This window comes from Mycobacterium sp. NPDC048908, from assembly GCF_043197955.1.
In the GTDB taxonomy this organism is placed as follows: Bacteria; Actinomycetota; Actinomycetes; order Mycobacteriales; family Mycobacteriaceae; genus Mycobacterium.
In genome coordinates, this window is record NZ_JBICUE010000022.1 from 1 (window position 1) to 25947 (window position 25947).

General features: G+C 66.9%; 29 protein-coding genes. 24 read left to right on the top strand and 5 right to left on the bottom strand.

Annotated features, from left to right (window positions below; genetic code table 11):
• Window positions 1-133: 133 nt before the first annotated feature.
• Together ACGFK1_RS30650 and ACGFK1_RS30655 are read right to left on the bottom strand one after the other, a co-directional pair.
• Window positions 134-673, bottom strand: a complete 540-nt coding sequence (locus ACGFK1_RS30650; protein ID WP_393438795.1) for a MaoC family dehydratase N-terminal domain-containing protein — start codon at window positions 671-673, stop codon at window positions 134-136.
• Window positions 674-724: 51 nt separating this feature from the next.
• Window positions 725-1615 carry an HAD family hydrolase gene (locus ACGFK1_RS30655; RefSeq protein WP_393438797.1) on the bottom strand — a complete coding sequence of 297 codons (891 nt, stop codon included), beginning with the start codon at window positions 1613-1615 and terminating at the stop codon, window positions 725-727.
• 38 nt (window positions 1616-1653) lie between these two features.
• On the opposite strand from ACGFK1_RS30655, the gene ACGFK1_RS30660 reads away from it, so the two are divergent.
• The 14 genes from ACGFK1_RS30660 (at window position 1654) to ACGFK1_RS30725 (ending at window position 12264) form a co-directional block, all read left to right on the top strand.
• The gene (locus ACGFK1_RS30660) at window positions 1654-1908 is read left to right on the top strand and encodes a glutaredoxin family protein (protein ID WP_393438800.1); all 255 of its coding nucleotides are present in this window, start codon (window positions 1654-1656) and stop codon (window positions 1906-1908) included.
• A 68-nt stretch (window positions 1909-1976) separates the two neighbouring features.
• Window positions 1977-3320 (top strand): glutamyl-tRNA reductase, encoded by a 1344-nt coding sequence (locus ACGFK1_RS30665; RefSeq protein ID WP_393438803.1) that lies wholly within the window; start codon window positions 1977-1979, stop codon window positions 3318-3320.
• Between the two features lie 12 nt (window positions 3321-3332).
• Complete coding sequence (gene hemC / locus ACGFK1_RS30670; RefSeq protein ID WP_393439005.1) at window positions 3333-4268, top strand: hydroxymethylbilane synthase; 936 nt, start codon at window positions 3333-3335, stop codon at window positions 4266-4268.
• Window positions 4265-5953: a uroporphyrinogen-III synthase gene (locus ACGFK1_RS30675; protein WP_393438805.1), complete on the top strand. Its 1689-nt coding sequence runs from the start codon at window positions 4265-4267 to the stop codon at window positions 5951-5953. The genes hemC and ACGFK1_RS30675 overlap by 4 nt, the downstream gene beginning before the upstream one ends.
• Window positions 5953-6933 carry a porphobilinogen synthase gene (gene hemB / locus ACGFK1_RS30680; protein WP_393438808.1) on the top strand — a complete coding sequence of 327 codons (981 nt, stop codon included), beginning with the start codon at window positions 5953-5955 and terminating at the stop codon, window positions 6931-6933. The genes ACGFK1_RS30675 and hemB overlap by 1 nt, the downstream gene beginning before the upstream one ends.
• A complete protein-coding gene (locus ACGFK1_RS30685) occupies window positions 6930-7382 on the top strand; it encodes a hypothetical protein (RefSeq protein ID WP_393438811.1) in 453 nt (150 codons plus the stop codon). Before hemB ends, ACGFK1_RS30685 begins: the two co-directional genes overlap by 4 nt.
• A gap of 20 nt (window positions 7383-7402) precedes the next feature.
• Window positions 7403-7774, top strand: a complete 372-nt coding sequence (locus tag ACGFK1_RS30690) for a hypothetical protein (protein ID WP_393438813.1) — start codon at window positions 7403-7405, stop codon at window positions 7772-7774.
• A complete protein-coding gene (locus tag ACGFK1_RS30695) occupies window positions 7771-8262 on the top strand; it encodes a DUF3093 domain-containing protein (RefSeq protein WP_393438815.1) in 492 nt (163 codons plus the stop codon). The genes ACGFK1_RS30690 and ACGFK1_RS30695 overlap by 4 nt, the downstream gene beginning before the upstream one ends.
• Window positions 8259-8483: a hypothetical protein gene (locus ACGFK1_RS30700; protein WP_393438818.1), complete on the top strand. Its 225-nt coding sequence runs from the start codon at window positions 8259-8261 to the stop codon at window positions 8481-8483. Before ACGFK1_RS30695 ends, ACGFK1_RS30700 begins: the two co-directional genes overlap by 4 nt.
• Before the next feature lie 88 nt (window positions 8484-8571).
• A complete protein-coding gene (locus tag ACGFK1_RS30705) occupies window positions 8572-9450 on the top strand; it encodes an oxygenase MpaB family protein (RefSeq protein ID WP_393438821.1) in 879 nt (292 codons plus the stop codon).
• On the top strand, window positions 9437-10033 hold the full coding sequence (locus tag ACGFK1_RS30710; RefSeq protein WP_393438824.1) for a TetR/AcrR family transcriptional regulator: 597 nt from the start codon (window positions 9437-9439) through the stop codon (window positions 10031-10033). The genes ACGFK1_RS30705 and ACGFK1_RS30710 overlap by 14 nt, the downstream gene beginning before the upstream one ends.
• A 90-nt stretch (window positions 10034-10123) precedes the next feature.
• Window positions 10124-10357, top strand: coding sequence for a hypothetical protein (locus ACGFK1_RS30715; protein ID WP_393438827.1), 234 nt, complete (start codon window positions 10124-10126; stop codon window positions 10355-10357).
• A gap of 54 nt (window positions 10358-10411) precedes the next feature.
• On the top strand, window positions 10412-10897 hold the full coding sequence (locus tag ACGFK1_RS30720) for a pyridoxamine 5'-phosphate oxidase family protein (protein ID WP_393438829.1): 486 nt from the start codon (window positions 10412-10414) through the stop codon (window positions 10895-10897).
• Window positions 10894-12264 carry a cytochrome P450 gene (locus tag ACGFK1_RS30725; RefSeq protein ID WP_393438832.1) on the top strand — a complete coding sequence of 457 codons (1371 nt, stop codon included), beginning with the start codon at window positions 10894-10896 and terminating at the stop codon, window positions 12262-12264. Before ACGFK1_RS30720 ends, ACGFK1_RS30725 begins: the two co-directional genes overlap by 4 nt.
• 231 nt (window positions 12265-12495) lie before the next feature.
• On the opposite strand, the gene ACGFK1_RS30730 is transcribed toward ACGFK1_RS30725, so the two are convergent.
• Window positions 12496-13224: an NADP-dependent oxidoreductase gene (locus tag ACGFK1_RS30730; protein WP_393438835.1), complete on the bottom strand. Its 729-nt coding sequence runs from the start codon at window positions 13222-13224 to the stop codon at window positions 12496-12498.
• Between the two features lie 631 nt (window positions 13225-13855).
• The gene (locus ACGFK1_RS30735) at window positions 13856-16615 is read right to left on the bottom strand and encodes a helix-turn-helix transcriptional regulator (RefSeq protein ID WP_393438838.1); all 2760 of its coding nucleotides are present in this window, start codon (window positions 16613-16615) and stop codon (window positions 13856-13858) included.
• A gap of 275 nt (window positions 16616-16890) precedes the next feature.
• Here ACGFK1_RS30735 and hemL point away from each other — a divergent pair, with 275 nt between their 5' ends.
• The 7 genes from hemL (at window position 16891) to ACGFK1_RS30770 (ending at window position 23965) form a co-directional block, all read left to right on the top strand.
• Window positions 16891-18207 (top strand): glutamate-1-semialdehyde 2,1-aminomutase, encoded by a 1317-nt coding sequence (gene hemL / locus ACGFK1_RS30740; protein ID WP_393438840.1) that lies wholly within the window; start codon window positions 16891-16893, stop codon window positions 18205-18207.
• The gene (locus ACGFK1_RS30745; RefSeq protein WP_393438843.1) at window positions 18204-18839 is read left to right on the top strand and encodes a histidine phosphatase family protein; all 636 of its coding nucleotides are present in this window, start codon (window positions 18204-18206) and stop codon (window positions 18837-18839) included. Before hemL ends, ACGFK1_RS30745 begins: the two co-directional genes overlap by 4 nt.
• Window positions 18836-19453, top strand: coding sequence for a TlpA disulfide reductase family protein (locus tag ACGFK1_RS30750; RefSeq protein ID WP_393438846.1), 618 nt, complete (start codon window positions 18836-18838; stop codon window positions 19451-19453). Before ACGFK1_RS30745 ends, ACGFK1_RS30750 begins: the two co-directional genes overlap by 4 nt.
• Entirely contained in the window at window positions 19450-20220 is a 771-nt protein-coding gene (locus ACGFK1_RS30755; RefSeq protein ID WP_393438848.1) for a cytochrome c biogenesis CcdA family protein, read from the top strand. Before ACGFK1_RS30750 ends, ACGFK1_RS30755 begins: the two co-directional genes overlap by 4 nt.
• Before the next feature lie 107 nt (window positions 20221-20327).
• Window positions 20328-21845, top strand: coding sequence for a cytochrome c biogenesis protein ResB (locus ACGFK1_RS30760; protein ID WP_393439007.1), 1518 nt, complete (start codon window positions 20328-20330; stop codon window positions 21843-21845).
• Window positions 21845-22852 carry a c-type cytochrome biogenesis protein CcsB gene (gene ccsB, locus ACGFK1_RS30765; RefSeq protein ID WP_393438851.1) on the top strand — a complete coding sequence of 336 codons (1008 nt, stop codon included), beginning with the start codon at window positions 21845-21847 and terminating at the stop codon, window positions 22850-22852. The genes ACGFK1_RS30760 and ccsB overlap by 1 nt, the downstream gene beginning before the upstream one ends.
• Window positions 22853-22870: 18 nt before the next feature.
• A complete protein-coding gene (locus ACGFK1_RS30770) occupies window positions 22871-23965 on the top strand; it encodes a MinD/ParA family protein (protein WP_393438854.1) in 1095 nt (364 codons plus the stop codon).
• Here ACGFK1_RS30770 and ACGFK1_RS30775 read toward each other — a convergent pair.
• The gene (locus ACGFK1_RS30775) at window positions 23962-24135 is read right to left on the bottom strand and encodes a hypothetical protein (RefSeq protein ID WP_393438857.1); all 174 of its coding nucleotides are present in this window, start codon (window positions 24133-24135) and stop codon (window positions 23962-23964) included. The genes ACGFK1_RS30770 and ACGFK1_RS30775 overlap by 4 nt on opposite strands.
• A gap of 75 nt (window positions 24136-24210) precedes the next feature.
• Here ACGFK1_RS30775 and ACGFK1_RS30780 point away from each other — a divergent pair, with 75 nt between their 5' ends.
• The 3 genes from ACGFK1_RS30780 to ACGFK1_RS30790 all read left to right on the top strand — a co-directional run bounded on the left by ACGFK1_RS30780 (window position 24211) and on the right by ACGFK1_RS30790 (window position 25939).
• The gene (locus ACGFK1_RS30780) at window positions 24211-24510 is read left to right on the top strand and encodes a DUF4229 domain-containing protein (RefSeq protein WP_393439009.1); all 300 of its coding nucleotides are present in this window, start codon (window positions 24211-24213) and stop codon (window positions 24508-24510) included.
• Window positions 24507-25553, top strand: coding sequence for an aminotransferase class V-fold PLP-dependent enzyme (locus tag ACGFK1_RS30785; protein WP_393438859.1), 1047 nt, complete (start codon window positions 24507-24509; stop codon window positions 25551-25553). Before ACGFK1_RS30780 ends, ACGFK1_RS30785 begins: the two co-directional genes overlap by 4 nt.
• A 152-nt stretch (window positions 25554-25705) precedes the next feature.
• Entirely contained in the window at window positions 25706-25939 is a 234-nt protein-coding gene (locus ACGFK1_RS30790) for a hypothetical protein (protein WP_393438862.1), read from the top strand.
• The last annotated feature ends 8 nt before the right edge of the window (window positions 25940-25947 follow it).

The window sequence follows — 25947 nt, forward strand, 5'->3', positions numbered from 1 at the left end:
AACTCCCAGAACCGACGACCCACAAACGGATAACGCGGAACCCTCATGACAACCCCTCAACAAGAAGCTGTTGCACCCAGCGCTAGAAACCGCCCCCGAATTTGGGCAGGTTTATGTCTGCTCGCGGGAGAGCTCAACTTCCCTTCGAGCGTTGCCCAGCAATCATTTTTGCGATCGCGGCATCACGCGCGGCGGCGATCTGCGCGCTCACCTCGTCGGCCTCGGAGTCTGAGGCAGCCTCGCCCATCACCGTGACGACGCTGGTCAGCACCGGCTTGCCGTCGGCGTCGGTCACCTCGCCGCGGATCTCGGTGACCACCGCACCGTGCGACTCGGTGACCGAGTCCAGATAGGAGTCGAAGTACAGCCTGTCGCCGGCCACGATCGGGCGATGGAACACGATCTTCTGGTCGCGATGCAGCACCCGCTCCATGTTGATCGGCACGTCGAACTGGTTGAAGATCTCCAACTGCACCTTGCGGCCTGCCACCGCCAGGAACGTCAGCGGCGCGATCAACGTGTCGAAGCCGCTGTCCGCGGCGGCCTCCTCGCTGAAGTGAGCCGGATGGTCGTTCTTGACGGCCTTCGCGAACTCGCGGATCTTCTCCCGGTCGACCTCGAAGTAGTCGGGGTACCGGTAGTGAGTACCGATGATGTTTTCCGCGATTGCCATCGTGCGTGTCTTCCCCTGTTGTGTTAGCGGCGCGAGCCTATCAACTCGTGTTCAGCTGCCGTCTTGCCTGCGGGACACGATCGCTGCCAACGCCCCGCCGACCGCGCCGAGCGCCAGCGCCGACGGCACACCGATTCTCGCGGCCTTGCGCGCCGTGCGGAAATCGCGGATCTCCCAGCCGCGCTCACGGGCGAGCTCCCGCAGGTCGGCGTCGGGGTTGATCGCGACGGCCGTGCCGACCAGCGACAACATCGGCACATCGTTGAAGCTGTCGGAGTAGGCCGTGCAGCGTTTGAGGTTCAACCCCTCGCGGATGGCCAGCGAGCGCACTGCGTGCGCCTTACCGGTGCCGTGCAGGATGTCGCCGACCAGCCGGCCGGTGAACACGCCGTCGATCGACTCGGCGACCGTACCGAGCGCGCCAGTCAGCCCGAGCCGTTTGGCGATCGTGGCCGCCAGTTCGTAGGGCGTCGCGGTGACCAGCCATACCTGTTGGCCCGCGTCGAGGTGCATCTGAGCCAGCGCGCGGGTGCCCGGCCAGATCTTGTCGGCCAGGATCTCGTCGTAGATCTCCTCGCCGAGCGCTTCCAGCTCCGCGGTGGACCTGCCCTCGATGAACGCCAGGGCCTTGGTCTTGCCTGCCGCCACGTCGTCGCTGTTCTCCCGGCCGAGAAGCTGGAACTTGGCCTGCGCGTAGACGAATCGGCCCAGGTCATGATAGGTGAAGTACTTGCGGGCGGCCAGGCCGCGGGCGAAGTGCACCAGCGACGATCCGTGCACCAGCGTGTTGTCGACATCGAAGAACGCGGCGGCGGTCAGGTCCGGCGGCGGGGGAGGCGGCGCGGCGGCGGCGTCGTCTTGGAGATCGGTGACGGCGGCCTCCGCACTGGCCTCGCCGGCCAGTTCCTGATGGGCGGCGTCGATACCCCCGGTGTCGGACACGGATCAACATTAGGTCACGCGGTCGCCATACTGGCGGGGTGAACCGACGCGTGGAATTGCTCACACGACAGGGCTGCACTCTCTGTTCGGCAGCGGCTTCGCAACTGCGGCAACTGGCCGACGAGTTGGGCTTCGAATTGAGCTTCACCGACGTCGACGAGGTCGCCGCCGGCGGCGATTCCTCGCTGCGTGCCGAATACGGTGACCGGCTGCCTGTGGTGATCTTGGACGGCGCCGAGCACAGCTACTGGGAGGTCGACGAGCCCCGGCTGCGCGCGGATCTGCGGACCTGATGAACGCCTGAGCAAATTTGGTAGCCCAGCTGGTAAACCATTACCTTGGATGACGTGGTGATGAGGCCGTGAGCGTGCTGCTTTTCGGGGTTTCGCACCGCAGCGCGCCGGTTTCGGTGCTCGAGCAATTGAGCACCGACGAATCCGATCAAGCCAAGATCGTCGAGCAGGTGCTGCAGTCCTCATTGGTCACCGAAGCCATGGTGCTGTCGACGTGCAACCGCGTGGAGGTCTACGCGGTCGTCGAGGCGTTCCACGGCGGCCTGTCGGTGATCGGCTCGGTGCTCTCGAAACATTCCGGGATGTCGCTGAACGATCTGACGAAATACGCCTACGTGCGGTACGCCGAGGCGGCCGTCGAGCACCTGTTCGCCGTGGCCAGCGGTTTGGATTCCGCGGTGATAGGTGAGGCGCAGGTGCTTGGCCAGGTGCGCCGTGCCTATGCCGCGGCCGAGGCAAACCACACCGTTGGCCGCACGTTGCACGAGTTGTCTCAGCGCGCACTGTCGGTGGGTAAGCGGGTGCACTCCGAGACCGGCATCGACGCAGCGGGTGCGTCGGTGGTGTCGGTGGCGCTCGGCATGGCGGAAGCCAAGCTGGACACGCTGGCGGGCCGTGCGGCCGTGGTCGTGGGCGCCGGCTCGATGGGCGCGCTGGCCGCCAAGCATCTGGCCCGCGCAGGCGTGCAGCGCATCCATGTGGTGAACCGGACCCTGCCCCGCGCGAAGCGGTTGGCCGACAAGATCCGCGAACTCGGCGTCACCGCCGACGCGTTCCCTTTCGACCACCTGACGCCGGTGCTGACCGATGCCGACGTGGTCGTCTGCTGCACCGGCGCGGTGCGGCCGGTCGTGTCGCTCGCCGACGTGCACCGCGGCCTTGCCCACGGGCACGAGCCGAAGCGGCTGGTGATCTGCGACCTAGGCATGCCGCGCAACGTCGATCCCGCTGTCGCGGGCCTGCCTGACGTATTCGTCGTCGACATGGACCGCATCCAGCGCGACCCGTCGGCGCGCGCCGCGGCCTCCGACGCCGAGGCCGCCCGGACCATCGTGGCGGCCGAAGTTGCCAACTACCTCGCCGGGCAGCGTATGGCCGAGGTCACGCCGACCGTGACCGCGCTGCGCCAACGGGCCGCCGACGTGGTCGAGGCGGAGTTGCTGCGGCTGGACAACCGGCTGCCAGGACTCGACGCCGCGCACCGCGACGAGGTCGCCAAGACCGTGCGCCGTGTCGTGGACAAGCTGCTGCACGCGCCGACCGTGCGGGTCAAACAGTTGGCCAGCGCGCCGGGTGGTGACAGCTACGCGGAGGCGCTGCGTGAGCTGTTCGAGCTCGACCAGCAGGCTGTCGACGCCGTCGCGGCAAGCGAATTGCCTTTGTTCACAGACGATCTCGACAAGACCGAGTAACGCTTGACAGATATCATCCGGATCGGTACCCGGGGCAGCTTGTTGGCGACGACGCAAGCTGGTGCCATCAAGGACGCCCTTGCCGCCAACGGGCACGCCGCGGAACTGGTGATCATCTCCACCGAAGGAGACCGGTCGTCTGGCCCGATTGCCAACATCGGTGTCGGCGTGTTCACCGCCGCGCTGCGCGAGGCCATCGACCGGCGTCAGGTCGACATGGCCGTGCACTCCTATAAGGATTTGCCGACGGCGCCCGATCCGCGGTTCAACATCGCCGCGATACCCCCGCGCGAGGACGCCAGGGACGCGCTGGTGGCCCGCGACGGGCTGGTGCTCGGCGAGTTGCCAGCCGGCTCAGTGATCGGCACGTCGAGCCCGCGACGGGCCGCGCAGCTTAGAGCATTGGGTCTCGGTTTGGAAATCCGCCCCCTACGAGGCAACCTTGATACCAGGTTGAACAGGGTTAGCAACGGTGATCTCGACGGCATCGTGGTCGCACGGGCGGGACTGGCCCGCATCGGACGGCTCGCGGACGTCACCGAGACTCTGGAGCCGGTGCAGATGTTGCCAGCGCCGGCTCAGGGTGCGCTCGCGGTCGAGTGCCGCGCAGACGACACCGCGCTCGCCGCGCTGCTGGCGGAGTTGGACGACGCCGACACACGCGCCGCGGTCACCGCTGAACGTGCTCTGCTCGCCGAACTGGAGGCGGGGTGTTCCGCACCGGTGGGGGCGATCGCCGAGGTGGTCGAGTCCATCGATGAGGACGGCCGCGTCTTCGAAGAGCTGTCGCTGCGCGGCTGCGTGGCGACGGTGGACGGATCCGACGTGATCCGTGCGTCCGGCATCGGGACACCCGAGCGGGCACGAGAGCTGGGGCTCTCGGTGGCCGCGGAGTTGTTCGAACTGGGCGCACGCGATCTGTTGGGCGATGCTGGGAGAGAGAGATGACTGGGCACTCCAGCCGAGGGCGTAAGACTAAGCCCGGCCGCATCACATTCGTCGGCTCGGGTCCGGGTGACCCCGGCCTGCTGACGACGCGGGCGCGCGCAGTGCTCGCCAACGCCGCGCTGGTGTTCACCGATCCCGATGTGCCCGAAGGGGTGCTTGCACTTGCAGGTTGCGAGCTGCCTCCGCCGTCGGGCCCGGAACCGGCCGAGGCGAAGCTGGGCGAGACCGACAGCGATTCGAATGCCACGGTGACCGCCATCCTCCCCTACTGGCGTGGGGGCCCAGGCGGCCCCGACATCCGGCCCGCGCTGGGCGATCCCGCCGAGGTCGCCAAGACGCTGGCCACCGAGGCGCGCACCGGCGTCGACGTGGTCCGGTTGGTCGCGGGCGATCCGCTGTCGGTGGACGCGGTGATCACCGAGGTGAACGCGCTGGCGAAGACGCATCTGGAATTCGAGATCGTGCCGGGACTGCCCGACACCACTGCGGTGCCCACGTACGCGGGTCTGCCGTTGGGTTCGGCGCACACCGTCGCCGACGTCCGTGGTGACGTCGACTGGGCGGCGCTGGCCGCCGCACCTGGTCCACTTATCTTGCACGCCACCGCATCTCACCTTCCGGAGGCGGCGCGCACCCTGATCGAGCACGGTCTGGTGGACACCACTCCCACTGTGGTGACCGCGAATGGCACGACGTGCCAACAACGTTCGGTCGAGACCACCCTTGCGGGGCTGCTCGACAAGGCTGTGCTGGACAAGCCCGCGGGCAGCGAACCGGCAGGCCCATTGGCGGGCCCGCTGGTGGTGACCATCGGCAGGACCGTCGCCAACCGCGCCAAGCTCAACTGGTGGGAGAGCCGCGCTCTGTACGGCTGGACCGTGCTGGTGCCCCGCACCAAGGACCAGGCCGGCGAGATGAGCGAAAAGCTGATCGGGCACGGCGCGTTGCCGGTCGAGGTGCCCACCATCGCGGTCGAGCCGCCTCGCAGCCCGGCGCAGATGGAGCGCGCGGTCAAGGGTCTGGTCGACGGCCGTTTCCAGTGGGTGGTGTTCACCTCCACCAACGCGGTGCGCGCGGTGTGGGAGAAGTTCAACGAGTTCGGTCTCGACGCCCGCGCCTTCTCGGGTGTGAAGATCGCCTGTGTCGGACAGGCCACGGCAGACCGGGTGCGCGCCTTCGGCATCAACCCCGAACTGGTGCCCTCCGGTGAGCAGTCATCGCTGGGTCTGCTCGACGAATTCCCGCCCTACGACGACATTTTCGACCCGGTGAACCGCGTGCTGCTGCCACGGGCCGATATCGCCACCGAGACGCTGGCCGAGGGGCTGCGCGAACGCGGGTGGGAGATCGAAGACGTCACCGCCTACCGCACCGTGCGCGCGGCGCCGCCGCCCGCGGCGACCCGCGAGATGATCAAGACCGGCGGCTTCGACGCCGTCTGCTTCACCTCTAGCTCGACGGTGCGCAACCTGGTCGGCATCGCAGGCAAGCCGCATGCGCGCACCATAGTCGCCTGCATCGGCCCGAAAACCGCTGAGACGGCTGCGGAGTTCGGTCTGCGCGTCGACGTGCAACCCGAGGTGGCCGCGGTGGGCCCGCTGGTCGACGCGCTGGCCGAGCACGCCGCCCGGCTGCGTGCCGAGGGCGCGCTGCCGCCGCCGCGCAAGAAGAGCCGCAGGCGCTGATGTCGTTTCCGCGTCACCGACCCCGGAGACTGCGGTCGACCCCCGCGCTACGTCGACTCGTAGCCGAAACCTCAGTCGAACCAAGGCATTTGGTGCTGCCGATGTTCGTCGCCGACGGTATAGAAGAGCCTCGCGACATCGCTTCGATGCCGGGCGTGGTGCAGCACACTCGCGACTCGCTGCGGCGGGCCGCCGCTGATGCGGTGGCTGCGGGGGTCGGCGGGCTGATGCTGTTCGGCGTCCCACGCGACGAGGACAAAGACGCCACCGGTTCGGTCGGCGTGTCCGAGGACGGCATCCTCAACGTCGCGTTGCGCGATCTGGCCAAGGACCTCGGCGAGGACACCGTGCTGATGGCCGATACCTGTCTGGACGAGTTCACCGACCACGGCCACTGCGGCGTGCTCGACGCCGCGGGTCGCGTCGACAACGACGCCACCAACACCCGATACGTGGAGTTGGCTGTGGCGCAGGCAGATTCGGGTGCTCACGTGGTGGGGCCGAGCGGCATGATGGACGGCCAGGTCGCCGCCATCCGCGACGGCCTCGACGCGGCAGGGCACATCGACACGGTGATCATGGCCTACGCCGCGAAGTTCGCGTCCGGGTTCTACGGCCCCTTCCGTGAAGCCGTCGCGTCCAGCCTCAGTGGTGATCGCCGCACGTATCAGCAGGGTGCGGGCAATGCCCGCGAGGCTCGTCACGAGATCGAGTTGGACCTCGAAGAGGGCGCCGACATGATCATGGTCAAGCCGGCGATGAGCTATCTCGACGTGGTCAGCGCCGCCGCGGACATCTCGCCCGTGCCGGTGGCGGCCTACCAGGTGTCCGGCGAGTACGCGATGATCAGCGCCGCCGCCGCCAACGGCTGGATCGATCTGCAGACGGTGGCACTGGAGACACTGACCAGCATTCGGCGCGCCGGCGCGGACATCGTGCTGACGTACTGGGCGGCCGACGTCGCCGGTTGGCTGGCGTGACGGAGCCGGAAGGCCGACGACCTTTGACGGATCAGCGACAGCCGACGACCGCGCCGGGCAGGCCTGTTGACGTCGACACCGGATTCTGGCTGTGGGTGGCGGCGCTGCCGCTGATGGTGACCGGCTACGTCGTGGACCTCTTCGCCACGCCCGGCGACCACCCGCGGGCGATCGTGTACGCGGTTTCGTTGGTGTTCGTCCTCGTGGCGTCGGCGATCGTGGTGACGTTCCTGATCCTGATGCGGCAGGGCTATCGGTGGGCGCGCACGCTGCTCACCGGTGGCGGTATTGCTTCGGTGGTGTACACCGCCAGCAACTTGTTCGGTGTGGACCGGCCCACCGCACCGGCGATCATGTACGCGGTCGCGGCGATCGTCGGGTCGGTGTTGATCGTGGGCGGTGTGTTTCTGCTGCATCGCAAGGACGCACACACGTTCTTCACCCGGTGAGCCGTTAGGCTGGCCGGGTCATGACAGCCCCACAGTCGCGTCCACGCGTCGTCACCGCCGCATTCTGGTGCTGGGTCGCCGCCTCTTTCCTGCTCATGCTGGGCGGTCTGATCGCTGCGTCGTTGGACGTTCCGATCGTCTTCCGCGGCGCGGGCGTCATCTTTGCGTTGGCGGGCGGCGCGCTGGCGTTTCTGGCGGGCCGCGGCCGCGGCGGCGACACTAGATTTCGTCGAGCCGCGCTGGCCCTCGCGCTGGCCACCGTCGTGCTGATCGCGCTGGCGGCACTGTTCCGGCTGGCTAACGGCATCACGCTGCTGGCGGTGTTCCCGCTGGTAGCCGGAACCGTGCTGATCACCCGCCCCGCCGCGGCACAGGAACAGGAGTCGCAGTGACCAGGGTCGGCTCGCCGCCGGAGGTGCTGTTCTACGAACAGGGCGCCAGTTGGTGGTGGCTCTCGGCGGGGCCCGCCGCCGGGCTCGCCATGGCGCTGATCCAGCTGTCCGCCGGCTACGGCATCCAGCTGCTGGTTCCTGGCGTCTTCTTCGTGCTCGTCAGCGGATTCCTGGCGATTCAGGTCAAGGCCGCACGCATCCACACCTCGGTGGAGTTGACCCCGGACGTGCTGCGGCAGGGCACCGAACGGCTGCGCATCGACGACATCGTGCGGATCTACCCCGAGCCCACCGGTCCCGACGAGCCGAAATGGCAGTCGGCGCGGGCGCTCGGCGAGCTGACCGGGGTGCCGCGCGGGCGCACCGGTATCGGCCTGCGGCTGACCAACGATCGCACCGCCCAGGCCTGGGCGCGTAAGCACCACCAACTGCGGTCCGCGCTGACGCATCTGGTCGAGGAGCGCATTCCACCGGAGCCCCGGTCGTGAGGGCCCGGCTCGAGCTGATCGGCGCGGTGGTCGCCGGCGTCGGTTCGGTGCTGAGCTGGCTGGGCGCCAGCTCGACTGTGGTGGTCGCCCCGGTGCTGGACGGCGAACCCCAGACGATGTCGGTGGTCTACAGCGCACTGCTGCTGGTGCTGTCGCTGCTACTGGCCACGATCGCCGGGGTGCTGGCGGTGCTGGGTATCGCCCGGCTGCGTCGCTCCTGACCTTGCCGTCGAGATCGACGTAATCGGGTGCCGTGAGCGCGCTCACACTCGGTTGGTACAAAGTTCGAAATCTGTAACACTGTTCCACATGACGGAGCTAGCCGAACGCCCCACAGCTACCGACGCCCTCCCACTGGGGCCCGAGTCGCTGGTCTGGCGGTATTTCGGCGACAACAGGATGTATCTGATCGGCCCGCGCCCCGCGGTGCTGCAGAACATGCTGGCCGAACTCGGCCAGGGCGTGCTCGACCACTCCACGTTTTTCGCCGACACCGCGGAGCGTCTCAAGCGCACCATCCCGCCGATCTTCAACACCGTCTACGGCTCCGCCGACGACCCCTCTGGTTCCGTAGCAGGCACCCAGGTCCGCGACTTCCACCACCACGTGAAGGGCGACATGCCCGGCCCCGACGGACCAGTCGGCCGATACCACGCACTGGATCCGGACACGTACTTCTGGGCCCATGCCACGTTCGTCGAGCAGGTGCTCTACTTCGCCGACACCTTCGTCAAACGATTGACGCGGGCCGAGAAGGAACAGATCTACCTCGAATCCAAGACGTGGTACCGCCGCTACGGCGTCAGCGACCGGCCCATGCCCGTTAATTACGCCGATTTCGAACGATATTGGGACCGGATGATCGAGGAGATCGTCGTCGCGCATCCGACCGCGAAGTATGGCGTCGGCTATGTGACGAAGGGCTTCCCGTGTCCGAAGGCTGCGTCACCAGCGCTGTGGCGCGTCATCGCGGTGGTGTTCAATCCTGCCGCCGCATTCCTGACCACCGGCGGGCTGCCGCCGCGGGCCCGCGATCTTCTCGGCTTGCCGTGGACCGACCGCCAAGAGCGGCGCTACCAACGGTTCGCCGCATTCTGGCGGTCGCGGCCGGTGAACTGGCTGTGGGATCATCTTCCAATGCGACTGCGCTACAACGGTTATGCATTGAAGGGCTATGCCCGCGGTTGATCCCACTCTGGAGGCCATCCTCGACGCCGCGGTCGTCGAGTTCGAACAGCACGGCTTCCGTCGGGTGGCGCTGGACGACGTCGCGCGCCGGGCCAGGGTCAGCCGCACCACCATCTACCGGCGGTTCGCGAACAAGGACGAGCTGGTCGCGGCCGTCATCGAACGTGAGAACCTCCGCCTGTTTGCCGACATTGCCATCGAGCTGAAAAATGCTGGGCCGCAAGCGAACTACTATGCCGAGGCGTTTACGCTTTCGATCCTGAAGTTTCGTCGGCACCGGGTGCTCGATCGGATGATCACCGACGAGCCCGGCTTGGTGCTCGAGCTGGCGGATCAGCACTACGCCTCCGCCATCGACCGGATGGCGGAGGCATTGCGGGTCATTTTTCCTGCTGGGTTCGCCGAGCGGATCGGCGAGCAGGCCGTCACCGACTTGGCAGACACCATCCTGCGCTACGCCGCGATGGTGCTACTGCTGCCCAGCGCCCAACCGTTGGACACCGCCGACGACATCCGCGCATTCGCCAGACAGCACTTCCTGCCGAGCCTGCCGGTCGCGCTGAGGGCGATACCCGCTGGTTAGACGCGCTGTGTTTGGTGGATCACAGCATCGGGCAAGCCATAGCTCATGGGTACCGACGAACAGAAACCAAACGAAACTGAATCGGGTCAGTTGACTGAGAAGCCCGAAGTCACCGACGAGCACAAGGAAAAGGCCAAGGAGATGGCCAGGGCGTACGAGGACCTCGAGACCACCACGCTGCCCGGCAGCGGCGGGACAGTCTCCGGGACAGCGGTCACCGACTGGGTGGACGACAAGGACAAGGGCAACATCGAAACCTCCGCCGAAGAGGGCAAGGTGGAATACCGCAACACGGAGGAATTCAAGAAGATCCAGGAGTCCTGAGAGTACTGAGCCTTCCAGCCCGGGCGTGCGCGTCGATGCTTAGGCTTGAAAGGCGTGACACCCCTTGAGGTAATCGCCCCGGCCTTTGTCGAGATGGCTCACTCGATCGTGTGGGCTTCAGTCGCCACCGTCGACGAGAACAGCCGTCCGCGTACCCGTATCCTTCATCCGATCTGGGAATGGGACGGCATGGATCTGTTCGGTTGGATCGCCACGGTGCCCAGTCCGGTGAAGAAGGCGCATCTCGCCGTCCACCCGGAAATGGCGGTCAGCTACTGGACCACGAACCACGACACCTGCAGCGCCGACTGCCTGGTGGAGTGGTATCACGACGACGAGACCCGATCCGCGGTCTGGAAGAGGTTCGCCGACGCGCCGGCGCCCGTTGGCTATGACCCTCGCATCGTCCCCATGTGGGCCGACGGCCCTACCTCGGAGCAATTCGCCGCGCTGCGGTTGAGCCCATATCGGCTGCGGGTGATGCCTGGCACCGCGATGCTCAGCGGTGAAGGCGAAACGCTCACCTGGACCGCCTCATGAACCCGACGATCACCGATGCCGTCGACGTCAGCGCACTGCCGCTGGTGCCGAAAAACCCACTGCCGCTTCGGCAACTGGTGAAGCTGGTCCGCAGGCTCGACACGGGCCAGGAGGTGATCCGCGACGCGGGCGGCCCGATCACCAGGATTCAATTCGGTCCCGCGAAATTGTTCCCGCCGATCGTGGCGGTGATGTCGCCCGACGCGATGCGCGACGTGCTGGGGCGCAGCGACGCATCCTCCGAACGGTGCGTCATTCACGAAGAAGTGCAAAACATGGCGGGGGACAGCCTTTTCGTGCTGCCCAACGAGCAGTGGCGCCCCCGTAAGCGAGCCCTTCAGCCCGTATTCACCAAACAGAACGTCAGAAATTTCGGCGGCCACATGGCCGCCGCGGCCCAGCAATTTGTCGACCGGTGGCCGGACCGCGGCGACGTGGACCTCGACAGGGAATGCCGCAAGGTGGCGATGCAGTCACTGGGACGCTCGGTCCTTGGCATCGACCTGAACGAGCGGGCGGACACCATCGCCCGGTGTATGCACGTGGCGTCTTCGTATACGGCTGACCGGGCGTTGCGCCCCGTGCGGGCACCGCGGTGGCTGCCGACTCTGTCGCGCCGCCGGGCGCGTGCCGCGGTGCTCGCCATGCGCGAAATCACCGACGAGATGGTGCGCGCATGCCGCGCGGACCCCACGCGCGACGCGCCGCTCGTACAGGCGCTGATCGCCGCCACCGACCCCGAAACTGGCAGGCCGCTCTCCGACGACGACATCTCCAACGACTTGCTGATCTTCATGCTCGCCGGGCACGACACCACCGCGACGGCGCTGACCTATTCGCTGTGGGTGCTCGGCCACCACCCCGACATCCAGGATCGGGTCGCGGCCGAGGCCGCCGCGATCGGCGATCGCCAGCTGACACCCGGGGACGTGCCCCGGCTCGGCTACACCGTGCAGGTGCTGCACGAGTCGCTGCGGTTGTGCCCGCCCGCCGCCGGAGTGGCCCGGTTGGCGACGCGCGACATCGCGGTGGCCGGCTACCGCGTGCAGGCAGGCAGTTTGATTGCGGTGGGAATCTATGGGCTGCACCATGATCCTGCGATCTGGCCCGACCCCATGGTGTTCGATCCCGAGAGGTTCAGCCCGGAGAACACCACGGCCCGCAACCGATGGGAATTCCTTCCGTTCCTCGGCGGCGGGCGGCCATGCATCGGTGAGCATTTCGCGAGGCTGGAAACCACGCTGGCCCTGGCCACCATCGTCCGCGCACTCGAAATCCGTTCTGTGGAAAGCGATTTCACGTGTGACGTACCGTTCACCACGGTCGCCGACGGGCCCATCCCGGCACGCGTGAAGCCGCGGCGCTGAGCCGGTCCTCCGCGCGGCGCCCCGGGGTGCCGGCGGCACCCTTGTTACCGTCCTGGCCGTCCTGCCGCATCGCTGCATGTCACCGGAGAAGCTCGGGTCAGGTTGATATATGCGGATTGCGGCCCCTAGAAGGTTGTGACAGCGTCCGATTCGGCTGGACGAGCGCTACATTGGGCCGAACTTGGCCTGGCGCTCGCCAATAACCGTCAGTATCAAGCGGTTCGGCTATATCTAGGAGACGCGAAGCACAACCTTCCCCTTCTTGCCGTGCTCGGCGCTGCGAGCGAAAGCGGCTTCGAACTGGTCCAGCGGAAAGACGCTGTCGATCTGCGGCTGCAGTTCTGGCAGCGCACTGAGCTGCGCACCGTCCGGTTCTACAACGAAATACTGCGCGCCGGGCGCCTCAGCCGCGACCGTGACGATGCGCGCCGCGCCGCCGGCGTTACGCGCGAGCGGCTCCCCGCCCGTGGTGTCGAAGAGGAGGTCACAGGCCTCGCCGTCGCCGACCAGAACCGCCCCTAGGTGAGGTGCGAGTTGGGCGGCTATGTGTCCAACTCCGCCACGGCTGCCGGTGATCAGTAATCGCTCGCCGCTTTTGATCTTGCCGTGGACGACTAGCGCCTGCCAAGCGGTCGTCCCTGGCATCGGTAGCGCCGCCGCCTCCTCATAAGTCAGTGCGGACGGCTTCGGCGCAAGTAGGGACTTCGACACGACCGCGAACTCGGCGGCGACGCCATCGCGATCGAACGGAGTCAGCGCGATGACCTCCTGTCGTGTCGACTCGACGACGCCACACAGCTCATAGGAGGGAGTCGCAGGCAGCCGATCCGTCGACCAGGTCAACTCATCCCTGGTGATCGCCGCGGCGTGGACTCGAATGAGCACCTCGTCGGGACCCGGTTCGGGTTGGGCAATCTCTTCAAGCCGCAACCCGTCAGCGTGCTGGCGTACTGCCTTCATCAGATTCTCCTCATCTTCATTGTGGTGGCCATGAAGCGGTGCGGATCCCATTCGACCGCGATGCGTCATCTCGATGACGGCGAACGCATCGCAACTGCGGTGGCCTCGCAAACTGGCCTGCAACCCCGCGGGGATTTGGATGTACTGACAATGCGGCAAGAGTGGGTGAGGTGTCATCGCCCACCCCCGCGTTCACCCGGGTGAGTAATGCTGCCGCCTAGGCCGATTCGGGTGATAGAGCCCAACAGCGGCTGGTGAAGTTGGGCATGGACTTCGCGACCTGGAGACGTCGGTGCCGGCCGAGTATCGCGAGACGGTGAGCCGCGCAGTCGAGTCTTCGATGGACGTGCACGCCGACCTTCGCGAGTTCTCGCGTGGCATGCATCCGGCGATCATGTCCAGGGGGTGGATTGGGTCCAGCCATCACGGCACTGGCGCGCCGGTCGGCGGTATCGACCTCGTCGACCATCGACATTGGTTGCCGCCTCGCGGAATAAGTAGAGGTCGCAGCGTATTACGTCGTCGCAGAGGCGCTGACGAACACAACTAAGCATGCACACGCCTCGGCGGTGCACGTTGATGCCTCCCTCGAGGAGGGTGATGCCGAACGCCACGGCCGTAGTCGTCACTGTCAGCGGCCCACGAGTTGGGTCAGTTGAGCCCGAGAGGTGATGCCGAGCTTCGCGAACGCGTTGTGCACATGGGTTTTGACGGTGTGAGGCGATAGTTGCAGTTCGTCCGCGACGGAGCGATTGGTTGCGCCCTCGGCGATGAGGTTGATGACCTTGAACTCCGACTCGGTGAGGCTCTCCCAGCCGGTTTTTGCCCGCGCGCGGGAGACAATGCGCCGTGCGACACCCAACCCGCGCAGCATGCGGCCCACCCTGCGGGCATCGGCGATCGCTTCATACCGGGTGTAGGTGTCGAATGCGGCATTGAGCTGATCGACCGCCTCGGCACTGCGGCCGATGCGTGCGAGTTCCGCACCGGCATCCTCGGCAGCGCCACCGTAAAGAAGCGGCCGTTGCGATGATTCAAGCAACCCGGCAGCACCCACCAGTGCGTGCGCATCACGTTCCAGTATCCCGCGGGCATATCCGGCCACCGCCGCCAACAACGGCACCGGTGGCCGTTCACGCTCCAGCACCTCGCTGGCCTGCAAGACCCGCGCACGCAAACCGGCATCACCTGCCGCCGAGGCCACCCGCGCACTCAAGATCAGCCGAACCAACGCGTGGGGGAAAAGGGGTGTCCCCAACAGGCTGATGTCGCCAAGCCAGCGCGCTGCTTCATGAACGTCGTCGCGATACCACGCCGCGCGCGCCAGCACATACGCCGATGCCCGACGTTGCCCAGGTGATCCGGTGTGGGCATCGCGGGCGTCATTAGCGGTCTGCTGCAACAAGTTTCGGTCATCGGTGTGCACCGCCACCTCGGCGAGGATCAGCATACGATGTACGTCCTGCTCGGTCGCGCCGGTCGGCGGTGGAGGCGGCAGGGACTCGGCCGCGTCGCGAGCGGCCGACAGCCGACCCGCAGCCAGATGGACCCACCCACTCAAGACGGCCCAAGTAGCCAGCGCCAACGAGTTGCCTTCCCGGCGGGCCTGTCCCATGCCGTCGGCGACCCTGGCGGTCGCGTCGTCCAATCGCCCGACCACCGCCAGCAGGTTTGCGTGGTACATCCCGGCATAGGCATGTGCCGATGCCGTTTCGTTCGTGTAGGCCAATAGGCGAAGCTGCTCGAGGCGGCCCAGCGCCTGAGCCGGGTACCCCTCACCAGAATCGAGCAACGCGTGAGTGACCTCGGCCATGATCGTCGCCTCGAGATCACCGGTGGCTGCCGCGGCGGCGGCGGCTTCGTCGGCTGCGGTGCGCCATTGCCCGCTCTTGTCCTGCAACACCAGGTTGTAGGCCAGCCACGCCAGATGCCGTGTCCGGGTGACCTCGCTGATCCCGCTCAACCGCAGCGCCCGGCGGTGCTCCTGCACCCGCCACTGCGTGCTGTGCTTGGTATGCGTCGGAAGCCGGAGCCGGATCTCGGCCTGCACTTCGGGCGAGGACGCCTCGGCGAGCGCCACGACGGCCAACTCTTCGGCCTCGTCGTAGCGGCTGGCCCGGTTGAGCCACTCCACCGTTTCGGCGACCAATGACCCGTGCTCAGCATCGTCGACCGGCAATAACTCCAATGCCCGCTTGCTCAAGTCCGCGGCCGCGCTCGCATCACCGCGCCCAACGGATTGGGCGGCCTGGCGCAGCGCATCGACTGCTTCCATATCTCCGGGCTCGGCGCTGCGCGCCAACTGGGTGGCCACCTCGGCCGGCGCCGCACCCATGTCCAGCATCACCGACGCCGATTGGCGCTCCATCGCCCGGAGCAACGATTGCGGTAACGACTGCCGGGTCGCCTCCCGCAACAAGTCGTGCCGAAACCGCAACTGCTCACCGTCTTCGACGAGCAGATCGGCACGCACCACCTCCTGCAACGCCGACAGCAACGACACCGGCTGACGGTCGAGCATCGTCGCCAACAACCCGGCCGAAAACCGATCCGGCAACACCGCGGCCACCCGAACCGCGTCCGAGGCCTCCGCAGAAAGCAGGTCCAGCCGCTGATGCATCGTGGCACCCAACCGCCGCGGCAACCCTTCCCCCGTCACCACCGCACGCCCACCGGCAACGTTCAGCCGGTCCTCCTCACACAGCCCGCCCACCAGTTCGTTGACCAGAAACGGATTACCGTGCGCCTTGGCGGCCAAATTCAACAGCGACACATCGGCTTTCGCGCGCACCGCGTCCTGCACCATGTCGGCGACCGCGTCCGCCGCGATCGCCCCCAACCGCACAACCGTGGCACGGGCCCGCTGCAACACCGACAACGTGCCCTGCACTGCCGGTCCACCGGCCCCGGTACGCGCAGTCAACACCCACAACACCGCCACATCCGGCCGCGCAGTGGCCAACGACCGCAACGCCAACAGCGTGCCGTTATCGGCCCAGTGAATGTCCTCCAACACGATCACCAACGGGGTTTCCGCGGCCGCCACCCGAATCGCCTCGGCCAGATCGTGCACCACCCAATACCGCAGATCCGCCGAACCACCCAACCTGCGCAACGCCTCGGCATCACCCACCGGAGGATCCGCACGCAGCGTCGCCATGAACAACGAGAAAAACGGCACCGACTGCTGATACTCAAACGCCTCACCAAACAGCGCACGAATTCCGGCCTCGTCGGCCAACCTCAACACCTCGGTGAGCAACCGGCTCTTCCCAATACCCGGCGGTCCCTCGAGGACCAGCACACCCCCGTGACCGGAAGCCACCGCGGAAACCAGCCCACCAACCATTTCGAGCTCGTCGTGCCGCCCACGAATCGGCGGTATGCGCACCGTCCCCAATGTACCCACGGTGCCACGCAGCAGCGTGGCCGCGGCGCAAGATCCGAACCTTGAACCGCTCAACAGCTCTACGCAGTGACCAACCTTCATCTCAGGCGTGCTTTCTAGACAGCTCGCACCTCACTCGGCGGTCTTCGTCACGTCACCACGCCGCGCCGTTACCCACGTCCGTGGTCGGTACGTTGAGCTATTACCGTGAACAGCTCGAACGCCGACCACTACACCCTGTAGTTGACCTGGTCCACGGGGCTGGAACACTAGAGGTCATGCACCGCACTTCGTTGTCGACGGCGTCCTCCGCTGCGCTGTTCAGCGACGCGTGCGCCGTGATCCCCGGTGGAGTGAACTCGCCGGTCAGGGCGTTTTCCTCGGTCGGCGGCACCCCGCGCTTCATCACCTCGGGGGCGGGCTACTGGCTGACCGACGCCGACGACAACCGCTACGTCGACCTGGTCAGCTCGTGGGGTCCGATGATCCTCGGCCACGCGCACCCCGCCGTCGTCGAGGCGGTGCAGCGCGTCGCCGCCGACGGACTGTCCTTCGGCGCACCGACCCCATCGGAGACCGAACTCGCAGGAGAGATCATCAGCCGCGTCGCGCCGGTCGAACGGCTGCGCATGGTCAACTCCGGCACCGAGGCCACCATGAGCGCGATCCGGCTGGCCCGTGGCTACACCGGCCGCGCCAAGATCATCAAGTTCTCCGGCTGTTACCACGGCCACAGCGACGCACTGCTTGCCGACGCCGGGTCGGGCGTGGCCACCCTCGGCCTGCCATCGTCGCCGGGGGTGACGGGTGCCGCCACCGCCGACACCATCGTGTTGCCGTACAACAACGTTCCTGCTGTCGAGGAGGTCTTCGGGCAGTTCGGCGACGAGATCGCCTGCGTCATCACCGAAGCCAGTCCCGGCAACATGGGCACCGTCGCGCCACTGAACGGTTTCAACGCCGCACTGCGTCGCATCACCGCCGCGCACGGCGCATTGCTGATCTCCGACGAGGTGATGACCGGCTTTCGGGTCAGCCGATCCGGTTGGTACGGCATCGATCCCGTAGCCGCCGACCTGTTCACGTTCGGCAAGGTGATGAGTGGCGGCCTGCCCGCCGCGGCGTTCGGTGGCCGCGCGGAGGTAATGGAGCGACTCGCGCCGCTCGGCCCCGTGTACCAGGCAGGAACCCTTTCGGGTAACCCGGTCGCGATGGCCGCGGGCCTCGCAACGCTGCGCGCCGCCGATGACGCCGCGTATGCCGCGCTGGACTCCAACGCGGACCGGTTGGCGGCGCTGCTCGGCCAGGCGCTCGCGGAAGCCGGCGTGGCCCACCAGGTCCAGCGTGCGGGCAACATGCTCAGCGTGTTCTTCACAGACGAGCCCGTCCACGACTTCGCGTCCGCGCGCGCCAGTCAGACGTGGCGGTTCCCGGCGTTCTTCCACGCACTGCTCGATGCGGGGATCTACCCGCCGCCGAGTGCCTTCGAAACTTGGTTCGTCTCAACGGCTCTCGATGACGAGGCGTTCGAGCGCATCGTCGACGCCCTGCCCGGCGCGGCGCGCGCCGCCGCGGAAGTGAAGAAGCCTGCATGACGGAGAAGGCGGCCGAGGCCGGCGAGGCCGAGAAAACGGTGGTGCACGTGATGCGGCACGGCGAGGTGCACAACCCGGAGAAGATCCTGTACGGCCGGCTGCCGAACTATCATCTCTCCGACCGCGGCCGGGCGCAGGCACAGGCTGTGGCGGGGTGGCTCGCACTGCGTGACATCGTTTACGTCGTCGCGTCGCCGTTGGAGCGCGCACAGGAGACCGCCGAGCCCATCGCATCGGCCCTCGGTCTGGCGATCGACACCGACGACGACTTGATCGAGTCGACGAATATCTTTCAGGGGCAACGGGTTTCGCCGGGTGACGGTGCTCTGCGCGATCCTCGCAACTGGTGGTACCTGCGCAATCCGCGCAGTCCATCCTGGGGTGAGCCGTACGCGGAGATTGCGGCGCGGATGACGGCGGCGCTGCACAGGGCCAGGACCAAGGCGGCTGGTCACGAGGCGGTGTGCGTCAGCCATCAACTGCCGGTGGAAACCTTGCGCCGCGCGATGACGGGCCATCCGCTGCACCACTTCCCGACCCGGCGGATGTGCAACTTGGCTTCGGTCACCTCCTTCTACTTCCACGGCGACTCATATGTCGGCTGGGGATACTCGGAGCTGGCCGGGCAGTGAAGTGGCTGGTGGCCCTGGCAAGCGCGGCGGTCGTCGCGCTCGCTGGCTGCTCCACCGGTGACGACGCCGTCGCCCAGGGCGGCACCTTCGAGTTCGTGGCGCCAGGCGGCAAGACCGACATCTTCTACGATCCGCCCGAAAGCCGGGGTCGGCCAGGCACGTTGGCGGGCCCGGAGCTGATGGATCCCGCTAAAACGGTCTCGCTTGACGACTTCGCGGGCAAAGTGGTCGTCGTCAACGTGTGGGGTCAGTGGTGCGGACCCTGCCGCACCGAGATCACCCAGTTGCAGAAGGTATACGATGCCACGCGCGCCGAGGGTGTTGAATTTCTCGGCATCGACGTCCGCGACAACAACCGCGACGCGGCAAAGGATTTCATCGTCGACCGCAAGGTGACGTTCCCGTCGATCTACGACCCCCCGATGCGCACCATGCTCGCGTTCGGCGGCAAATATCCCACGACGGTCATTCCGTCGACCGTCGTGCTGGACCGCCAACACCGGGTCGCCGCCGTGTTCCTCCGAGAACTGCTCGCCGAGGACCTGCAGCCCGTGGTGGAAAGGCTGGCCGGCGAGAAAGAGCCAGCACCGCAGCACAAACAGGCCGGCGCGTGACCGGGTTCGCCGAGATCGCCGCGGCCGGGCCGGTGCTCCTCGCTGTCGGTGTCAGCATCGTCGCCGGTTTCGTCTCGTTCGCCTCCCCGTGCGTGGTGCCTCTGGTGCCGGGATACCTGTCGTACCTGGCGGCGGTCGTCGGTGTGGAGGAGAATCCGGGCGGCGTCGCCGTGCGCACTGCCCGACTGCGTGTCACCGGGGCGGCCCTGCTGTTCGTCGCGGGCTTCACCGCCGTGTTCCTGTTGGGCACGGTGGCGGTGTTGGGGATGACGACCACGCTGATCACCAATCAGCTTCTGCTGCAACGCATCGGCGGCGTCATCACGATCGTGATGGGGCTGGTTTTCGTCGGCTTCATCCCGGTGCTGCAGCGCGAGGCCCGGTTCACCCCACGCCAGGTCTCGACGCTCGGCGGGGCTCCGCTGCTCGGCGCGGTCTTCGGGCTGGGCTGGACGCCGTGCCTGGGGCCGACATTGACCGGCGTGATCGCGGTGGCGTCGGCGACCGACGGCGCCAGCGTGGCCCGCGGCGTCGCGCTGGTGATCGCGTACTGCCTCGGGTTGGGCATTCCCTTCGTGCTGTTGGCGTTCGGCTCTGCCCGCGCCGTACAAGGTTTGGGCTGGCTGCGCCAACACGCCCGCGCTATACAGATCTTCGGCGGGATACTGCTGATCTTGGTCGGCGCCGCGCTGGTAACGGGGCTGTGGAATGACTTCGTGTCTTGGGTGCGCGACGCGTTTGTCAGCGATGTGACGTTGCCGATATGAGCACCATTTCCGCGCGAACAGACGCAAAAGTGGCTAAAAAGCCCCGAAATGGGCCACTTTTGCGTCTGCTCGCGCTGGTGCGCAACACCTGGCGGACCCTGACCTCGATGGGCACCGCGTTGGTGCTGCTGTTCCTGCTGGCGCTGGGCGCCATCCCCGGTGCCCTGCTGCCGCAGCGCAGCCTCAACGAGTCCAAGGTCGAGCAGTATCTCGTAGAGCACCCCACCATTGGTCCCTTGCTGGACCGGGTGCAGGCCTTCCAGGTGTTCTCCAGCTTCTGGTTCACCTCGATCTATGTGCTGCTGTTCGTCTCGCTGGTCGGCTGCCTGACGCCGCGCCTGATCGAGCATGCCCGTAGCCTGCGGGCCACGCCCGTCGCCGCCCCCCGCAACCTGAGTCGGCTGCCCAAGCACCATGCGGCCGAGGTCGCCGGAGATTCGCAGCAACTCACCGACAGCATCACCGGACAACTGAAGGGCTGGCGCCGCGTCGTTCGCCGAGAGGGCGACGTCACCGAGGTGTCTGCCGAGAAGGGTTACCTTCGCGAGTTCGGCAACCTCGTCTTTCACTTCTCGCTGCTCGGGCTGCTCGTCGCGGTGGCCGCAGGAAAGCTGTTCGGTTACGAGGGCAATGTCATCGTCGTCGCGGACAAGGGCCCCGGATTCTGCTCGGCGTCGCCGGCCGCATTCGACTCGTTCCGGGCGGGCAACACCGTCGACGGCACCTCCTTGTATCCGATTTGCCTGCGGGTCAACGACTTTCAGGCGCATTATCTGCCGACCGGGCAGGCGGTGAGCTTCGCCGCCAACATCGACTATCAGGCCGGCTCCGACCTGGACTCCGATACCTGGCGGCCGTACGACTTGAAGGTCAACGAGCCGCTGCGGGTCGGCGGCGACCGGGTGTACCTGCAGGGCCACGGGTACGCCCCGACGTTCACCGTCACGTTCCCCGGCGGGCAGACCCGCACCCAGACGCTGCAGTTCCGGCCAGAAGACCAGATAACCTTGCTGTCGTCGGGGGCGATGCGCTTCGACCCGCCCGGCGGCAGCTATCCCGACCCGGGCGAGCGCCGCAAGAACCAGATCGCCATCCAGGGCCTGTTCGCACCGACCGAACAACTCGACGGCACGCTGTTGTCGTCGAGCTACCCGGCGCTGAACAAGCCGGCCGTCGCCATCGACATCTACAAGGGCGACACCGGCCTGGACACCGGCAAGCCGCAGTCGCTGTTCTCGCTGGATCCCAAGCTCATCGAGCAGAACCGACTGACCAAGAAGGCGCGGGTCAACCTGCGCGCAGGCGAGCAGACCCGGCTCGATGACGGCACTGTGGTCCGGTTCGACGGCGCTGTGCCGTTCATCAACGTGCAGGTATCCCATGATCCCGCCCAGATCTGGGTGCTGGTGTTCGCGCTGACGATGATGGCCGGTCTGCTGGTGTCGCTCGTGGTGCGTCGCCGTCGAGTCTGGGTTCGGCTGACACCCACCGCCCCGGGTACCGTAAGCGTCGAGCTGGGCGGCTTGGCGCGCACCGACAACTCCGGGTGGGGCGACGAGTTCGAGCGGTTGATGCAGCGTCTGCTAGACGTCGACGCCCAGCGGGAAGCGGAGGCACAACGCTGATGAATACCGAGCACATCGACATCGGGCTGGCCCGCTACTCCGACTGGGCGTTCACCTCGTCGGTGGTGGTGCTGGTCGCCGCGCTGCTGCTGCTCGCCGTGGAGCTGGCGTACAGCCGCGGGCGCAAGACCGAGCAGCGCGAGCTGGTCGGAGCCGCCACGGCGGCGACATTGGGCGCAGCCGCCACGGCGGCGACATTGGGCGCAGGCGCCACGGTCGGCGCGGACAGCGTCACCCCCGGCGTCGTCGTTGACGCACCGAGGCGCCCGGTCGACGAACGCGTCGGCAAGGCGGGGCTGGCTCTGGTCTACGTCGGCATCGGCCTGCTGTTCGTGTGCATCGTGTTGCGTGGCCTCGCCACGGCCCGGGTGCCATGGGGCAACATGTACGAGTTCATCAACCTGACCTGTTTCTCGGGTCTGGTCGCGGGTGCGATCGTGCTGCGCAGGCCGCAGTACCGCGCGCTATGGGTCTTCGTCTTGGTGCCGGTGCTGATCCTGCTGACGGTGTCGGGTCGCTGGCTCTACACCAACGCCGCGCCGGTGATGCCAGCTCTGCAGTCCTACTGGCTGCCGATCCACGTGTCGGTGGTCAGCTTGGGCTCCGGGGTGTTCCTGGTGGCGGGCGTGGCCAGCATCTTGTTCCTCCTGAGGATGTACCTGCCCGAGAACGCCTTCGTGCAGCGGCTGCCCGACGCCCAAACGTTGGACCGAATCGCTTACCGCACAACCATTTTTGCGTTTCCGGTGTTCGGGTTCGGCGTCATCTTCGGTGCCATCTGGGCCGAGGAGGCCTGGGGACGGTACTGGGGCTGGGACCCCAAGGAGACGGTGTCGTTCATCGCGTGGGTGGTCTACGCGGCGTATCTGCACGCGCGTTCGACCGCGGGCTGGCGTGACAAGAAGGCCGCTTGGATCAACGTCGTCGGGTTCGTTGCGATGGTGTTCAACTTGTTCTTCATCAATCTGGTCACCGTCGGACTGCATTCGTACGCTGGCGTCGGCTGATAACGAGAGGGGAACGCGTTGTCTGACCACTCGGGCGGATTTCGATCGCAGCAGCGGTTCAGCGATCCGGCGGAGTCGGTGCCGGCCGAATGGACCGCCCCGACACCGCCCAACGTGCTGCCGTTGGGGGACGCCTCACGTCCCCCCGAGCCGCCGCAGGACCAGCCGACGCCCTACCTCGATCTGTCCACCGTCGCCCTGCTTGGCCAGCCGAAGCGGGCGCCGTCGGAGGGCTGGCGCAAGTGGTTGTACTTCGCGACGTTCAAGCTGGTCAACGTTGGCGAGAGCCCGAGGGTCACCCGGCGCGACAGCCTCGTCGGCCAGGTGCGACGCCCGCTGCGCGGCTGCTACCGGATCGCGTTGCTGTCACTGAAGGGCGGCGTCGGCAAGACGACGATCACCGCGACGCTCGGCGCCACCTTCGCGTCCATCCGCGGTGACCGCGTCGTTGCCGTCGACGCCAACCCCGACCGCGGCACGCTCAGCCAGAAGGTGCCGTTGGAGACGCCGAACACGGTGCGGCACCTGTTGCGCGACGCCGAGGGCATCGAGGCTTACAGCGACGTCCGCGCCTACACCTCGCAGGGACCGAGTCGGCTGGAGGTGCTCGCGTCGGAGAGCGACCCCGCAGTGTCGGAGGCGTTCAGTTCCGACGACTACGCCCGCACGCTCGAGGTGCTCGAGCGGTTCTACAGCGTGGTGCTCACCGACTGCGGCACCGGCATGCTGCATTCGGCGATGTCGGCGGTGCTCGACAAGGCCGACGTGCTCGTGGTCATCAGCAGCGGGTCGGTCGACGGGGCCCGCAGCGCGTCGGCCACATTGGACTGGCTGGATGCGCACGGCCACCAGGACATGGTGCGCAACTCGATCGCGGTCATCAACGCCGTGCGACCGAGGTCGGGGAAGGTCGACTTGAAGAAGGTGGTCGATCATTTCTCGCGGCGGTGCCGCGCGGTCAAACTGGTGCCGTTCGATCCGCACCTGGAGGAGGGCGCAGAGATCAGCCTCGACCGGCTAAAGCCGGAGACCCGGGAGGCATTGCTCGAACTGGCGGCGGTCGTCGCCGATGGCTTCTCCGGCACACGGCGGCCCGAAGACCAGTCCGGCTAGGGCCGCTCCGGCCGAGGATTGTTGTCTCCGTGGCCGAGCCGCCGCAGGAAATCCGGATCGTCGTCAGGTCCGATCACACGCGTCTTCGGCCGCGCCGCGGTCATGCGTGCCAGCCGCACACCGGCGTAGATCAATCCGGCCAAGACGAGAACGAGGAGCAAATACGCCACCAAAAACCTCCTTTATCTGAATATACGCGTCGTGGGTAGGCTCGGGCCGTGTCTGCTCCACCACCCCGGTCACGCATGGTGCTCGACCTGCTGGCGTACGTCGGGGCCCGTCTGCTGCTCGTCGTCGCGTTGACGGCGGTGATCTTCGTTGCCGGACATCTGCTCGGGGTGCGCGATTTTCCGCTTGTCGTGGCGCTGCTGTTCGCCTTGGTGATCGCTTTGCCGTTGGGCATTTGGATGTTCGCGCCGCTGCGGCGGCGTGCCACCGCAAGCATCGCCGTCTTCGACGAGCGACGCCGCAAGGATCGCGAACAGTTGCAGGCCAGGCTGCGCGGTGAAGAAACGTCAGGCGGCGAGGAGCCGTCCGGGAAATGACGACGCGCGAAGCGTTCGGCGCCGAATTCGTTGGGGCCGAAGGGTTTCTCAACTCGCCGACCTACGGCTTACCGCCGCGGTTCTCGATCGACGCACTGCAGGACTGCATCGCCGAATGGCAGGCAGGAACCATGGACGTGCCGTCGTTCGACGACAACGTCCGTGCCGGGCGGGCAGGTTATGCGGCGCTGGCCCGAGTTCCTGTCGACTCCGTCGTGATGGCAGGCAACGTGTCCGCTGCGCTCGGGTTGGTGGCGGCGGCGGTGCCCGACGGCAGCCGAGTGGCCACCCTGGCAGGCGAATTCACCAGCACCACCTTCCCGTTCGCCTCACAGGCGGACCGGGGTGTGACGCTCACCGAGTTGACACCCGCGGACCTGATTTCCCGGGCTGCCGAGTTCGATGTCGTGACGGCCAGCCTGGTGCAGTCCGCCAACGGCGAGGTGCTCGACGTCGACGGATTGCGAAACACCCTGACTGGCACCGACACCGTGACCGTGATCGACATCACGCAGGCCCTCGGCTGGAAGAACGTCGATCTCGGCTGGGCCGACGTCACGGTCGCGGCGGTCTACAAGTGGCTGCTCGCGCCGAGAGGCACCGCGTGGATGTCGCTGAGCGAGCGCGCCCGCCGGTTCATGACGCCGCACGCGGCGAACTGGTACGCGGGCGAGGACCCGTGGCAGTCGATATACGGGCTGCCGCTGCGGCTTGCCGAGAATGCGCGGCGCTTCGATGTCTCGCCGACGTGGTTCAGCGTCCTGGGTGCCGGGCTGACATTGCCGTGGCTGGCAACATTGGACGCCACTGCCGTCGAGTCCCACACTGTCGGGTTGGCTAACCGTGCCTGCGCGGAACTCGGCCTGCCTCAAAAGAATTCGGCCATCGTATCGATACCGATTGCCGACGCGGCCGATAAGCTTGCCGCCGCGGGTATCCGCGCCTCCGTCCGCGCCGGGGCGGTGCGCGTCGGCTTCCACTTGTACAACACCGAGAACGATCTGGACCGGTTGCTCGACGCATTACGTTCCCAGCCCGCGTAGAAGCGCGAAAATCGCGTACTTTGCGTCTGATCGAGGCGCTCGGGTGGGGGCTAACTGCTAGCCGGTGATGGGTGACAGCAGCGACGACTTTCGGTGCTACGCGCGCGATCCTGGAATGGCCGACAGAGGCTGACAAAGGAGTAGCGCCGATGATGAAGGTTCGAAGGTTTGTTCCACTTGCGTTGGCGGCCGGAGTGAGCGCCGCGGCGATGGCGGTCGCGCCACTCGCCGAGGCGGCCCCGTCGTGTACGTCCACCGGGCTGGCCAGCGTCTGTGAATCGGCTGGAAACGCACAAGTCAGCGCCACGCCCCCACCGGTCGATTACCAGACCGAATACCCGTTCTTCGGCCCCGTGCTGATCCTGCACCACGACGGACGCCGCTGAACGCCGGT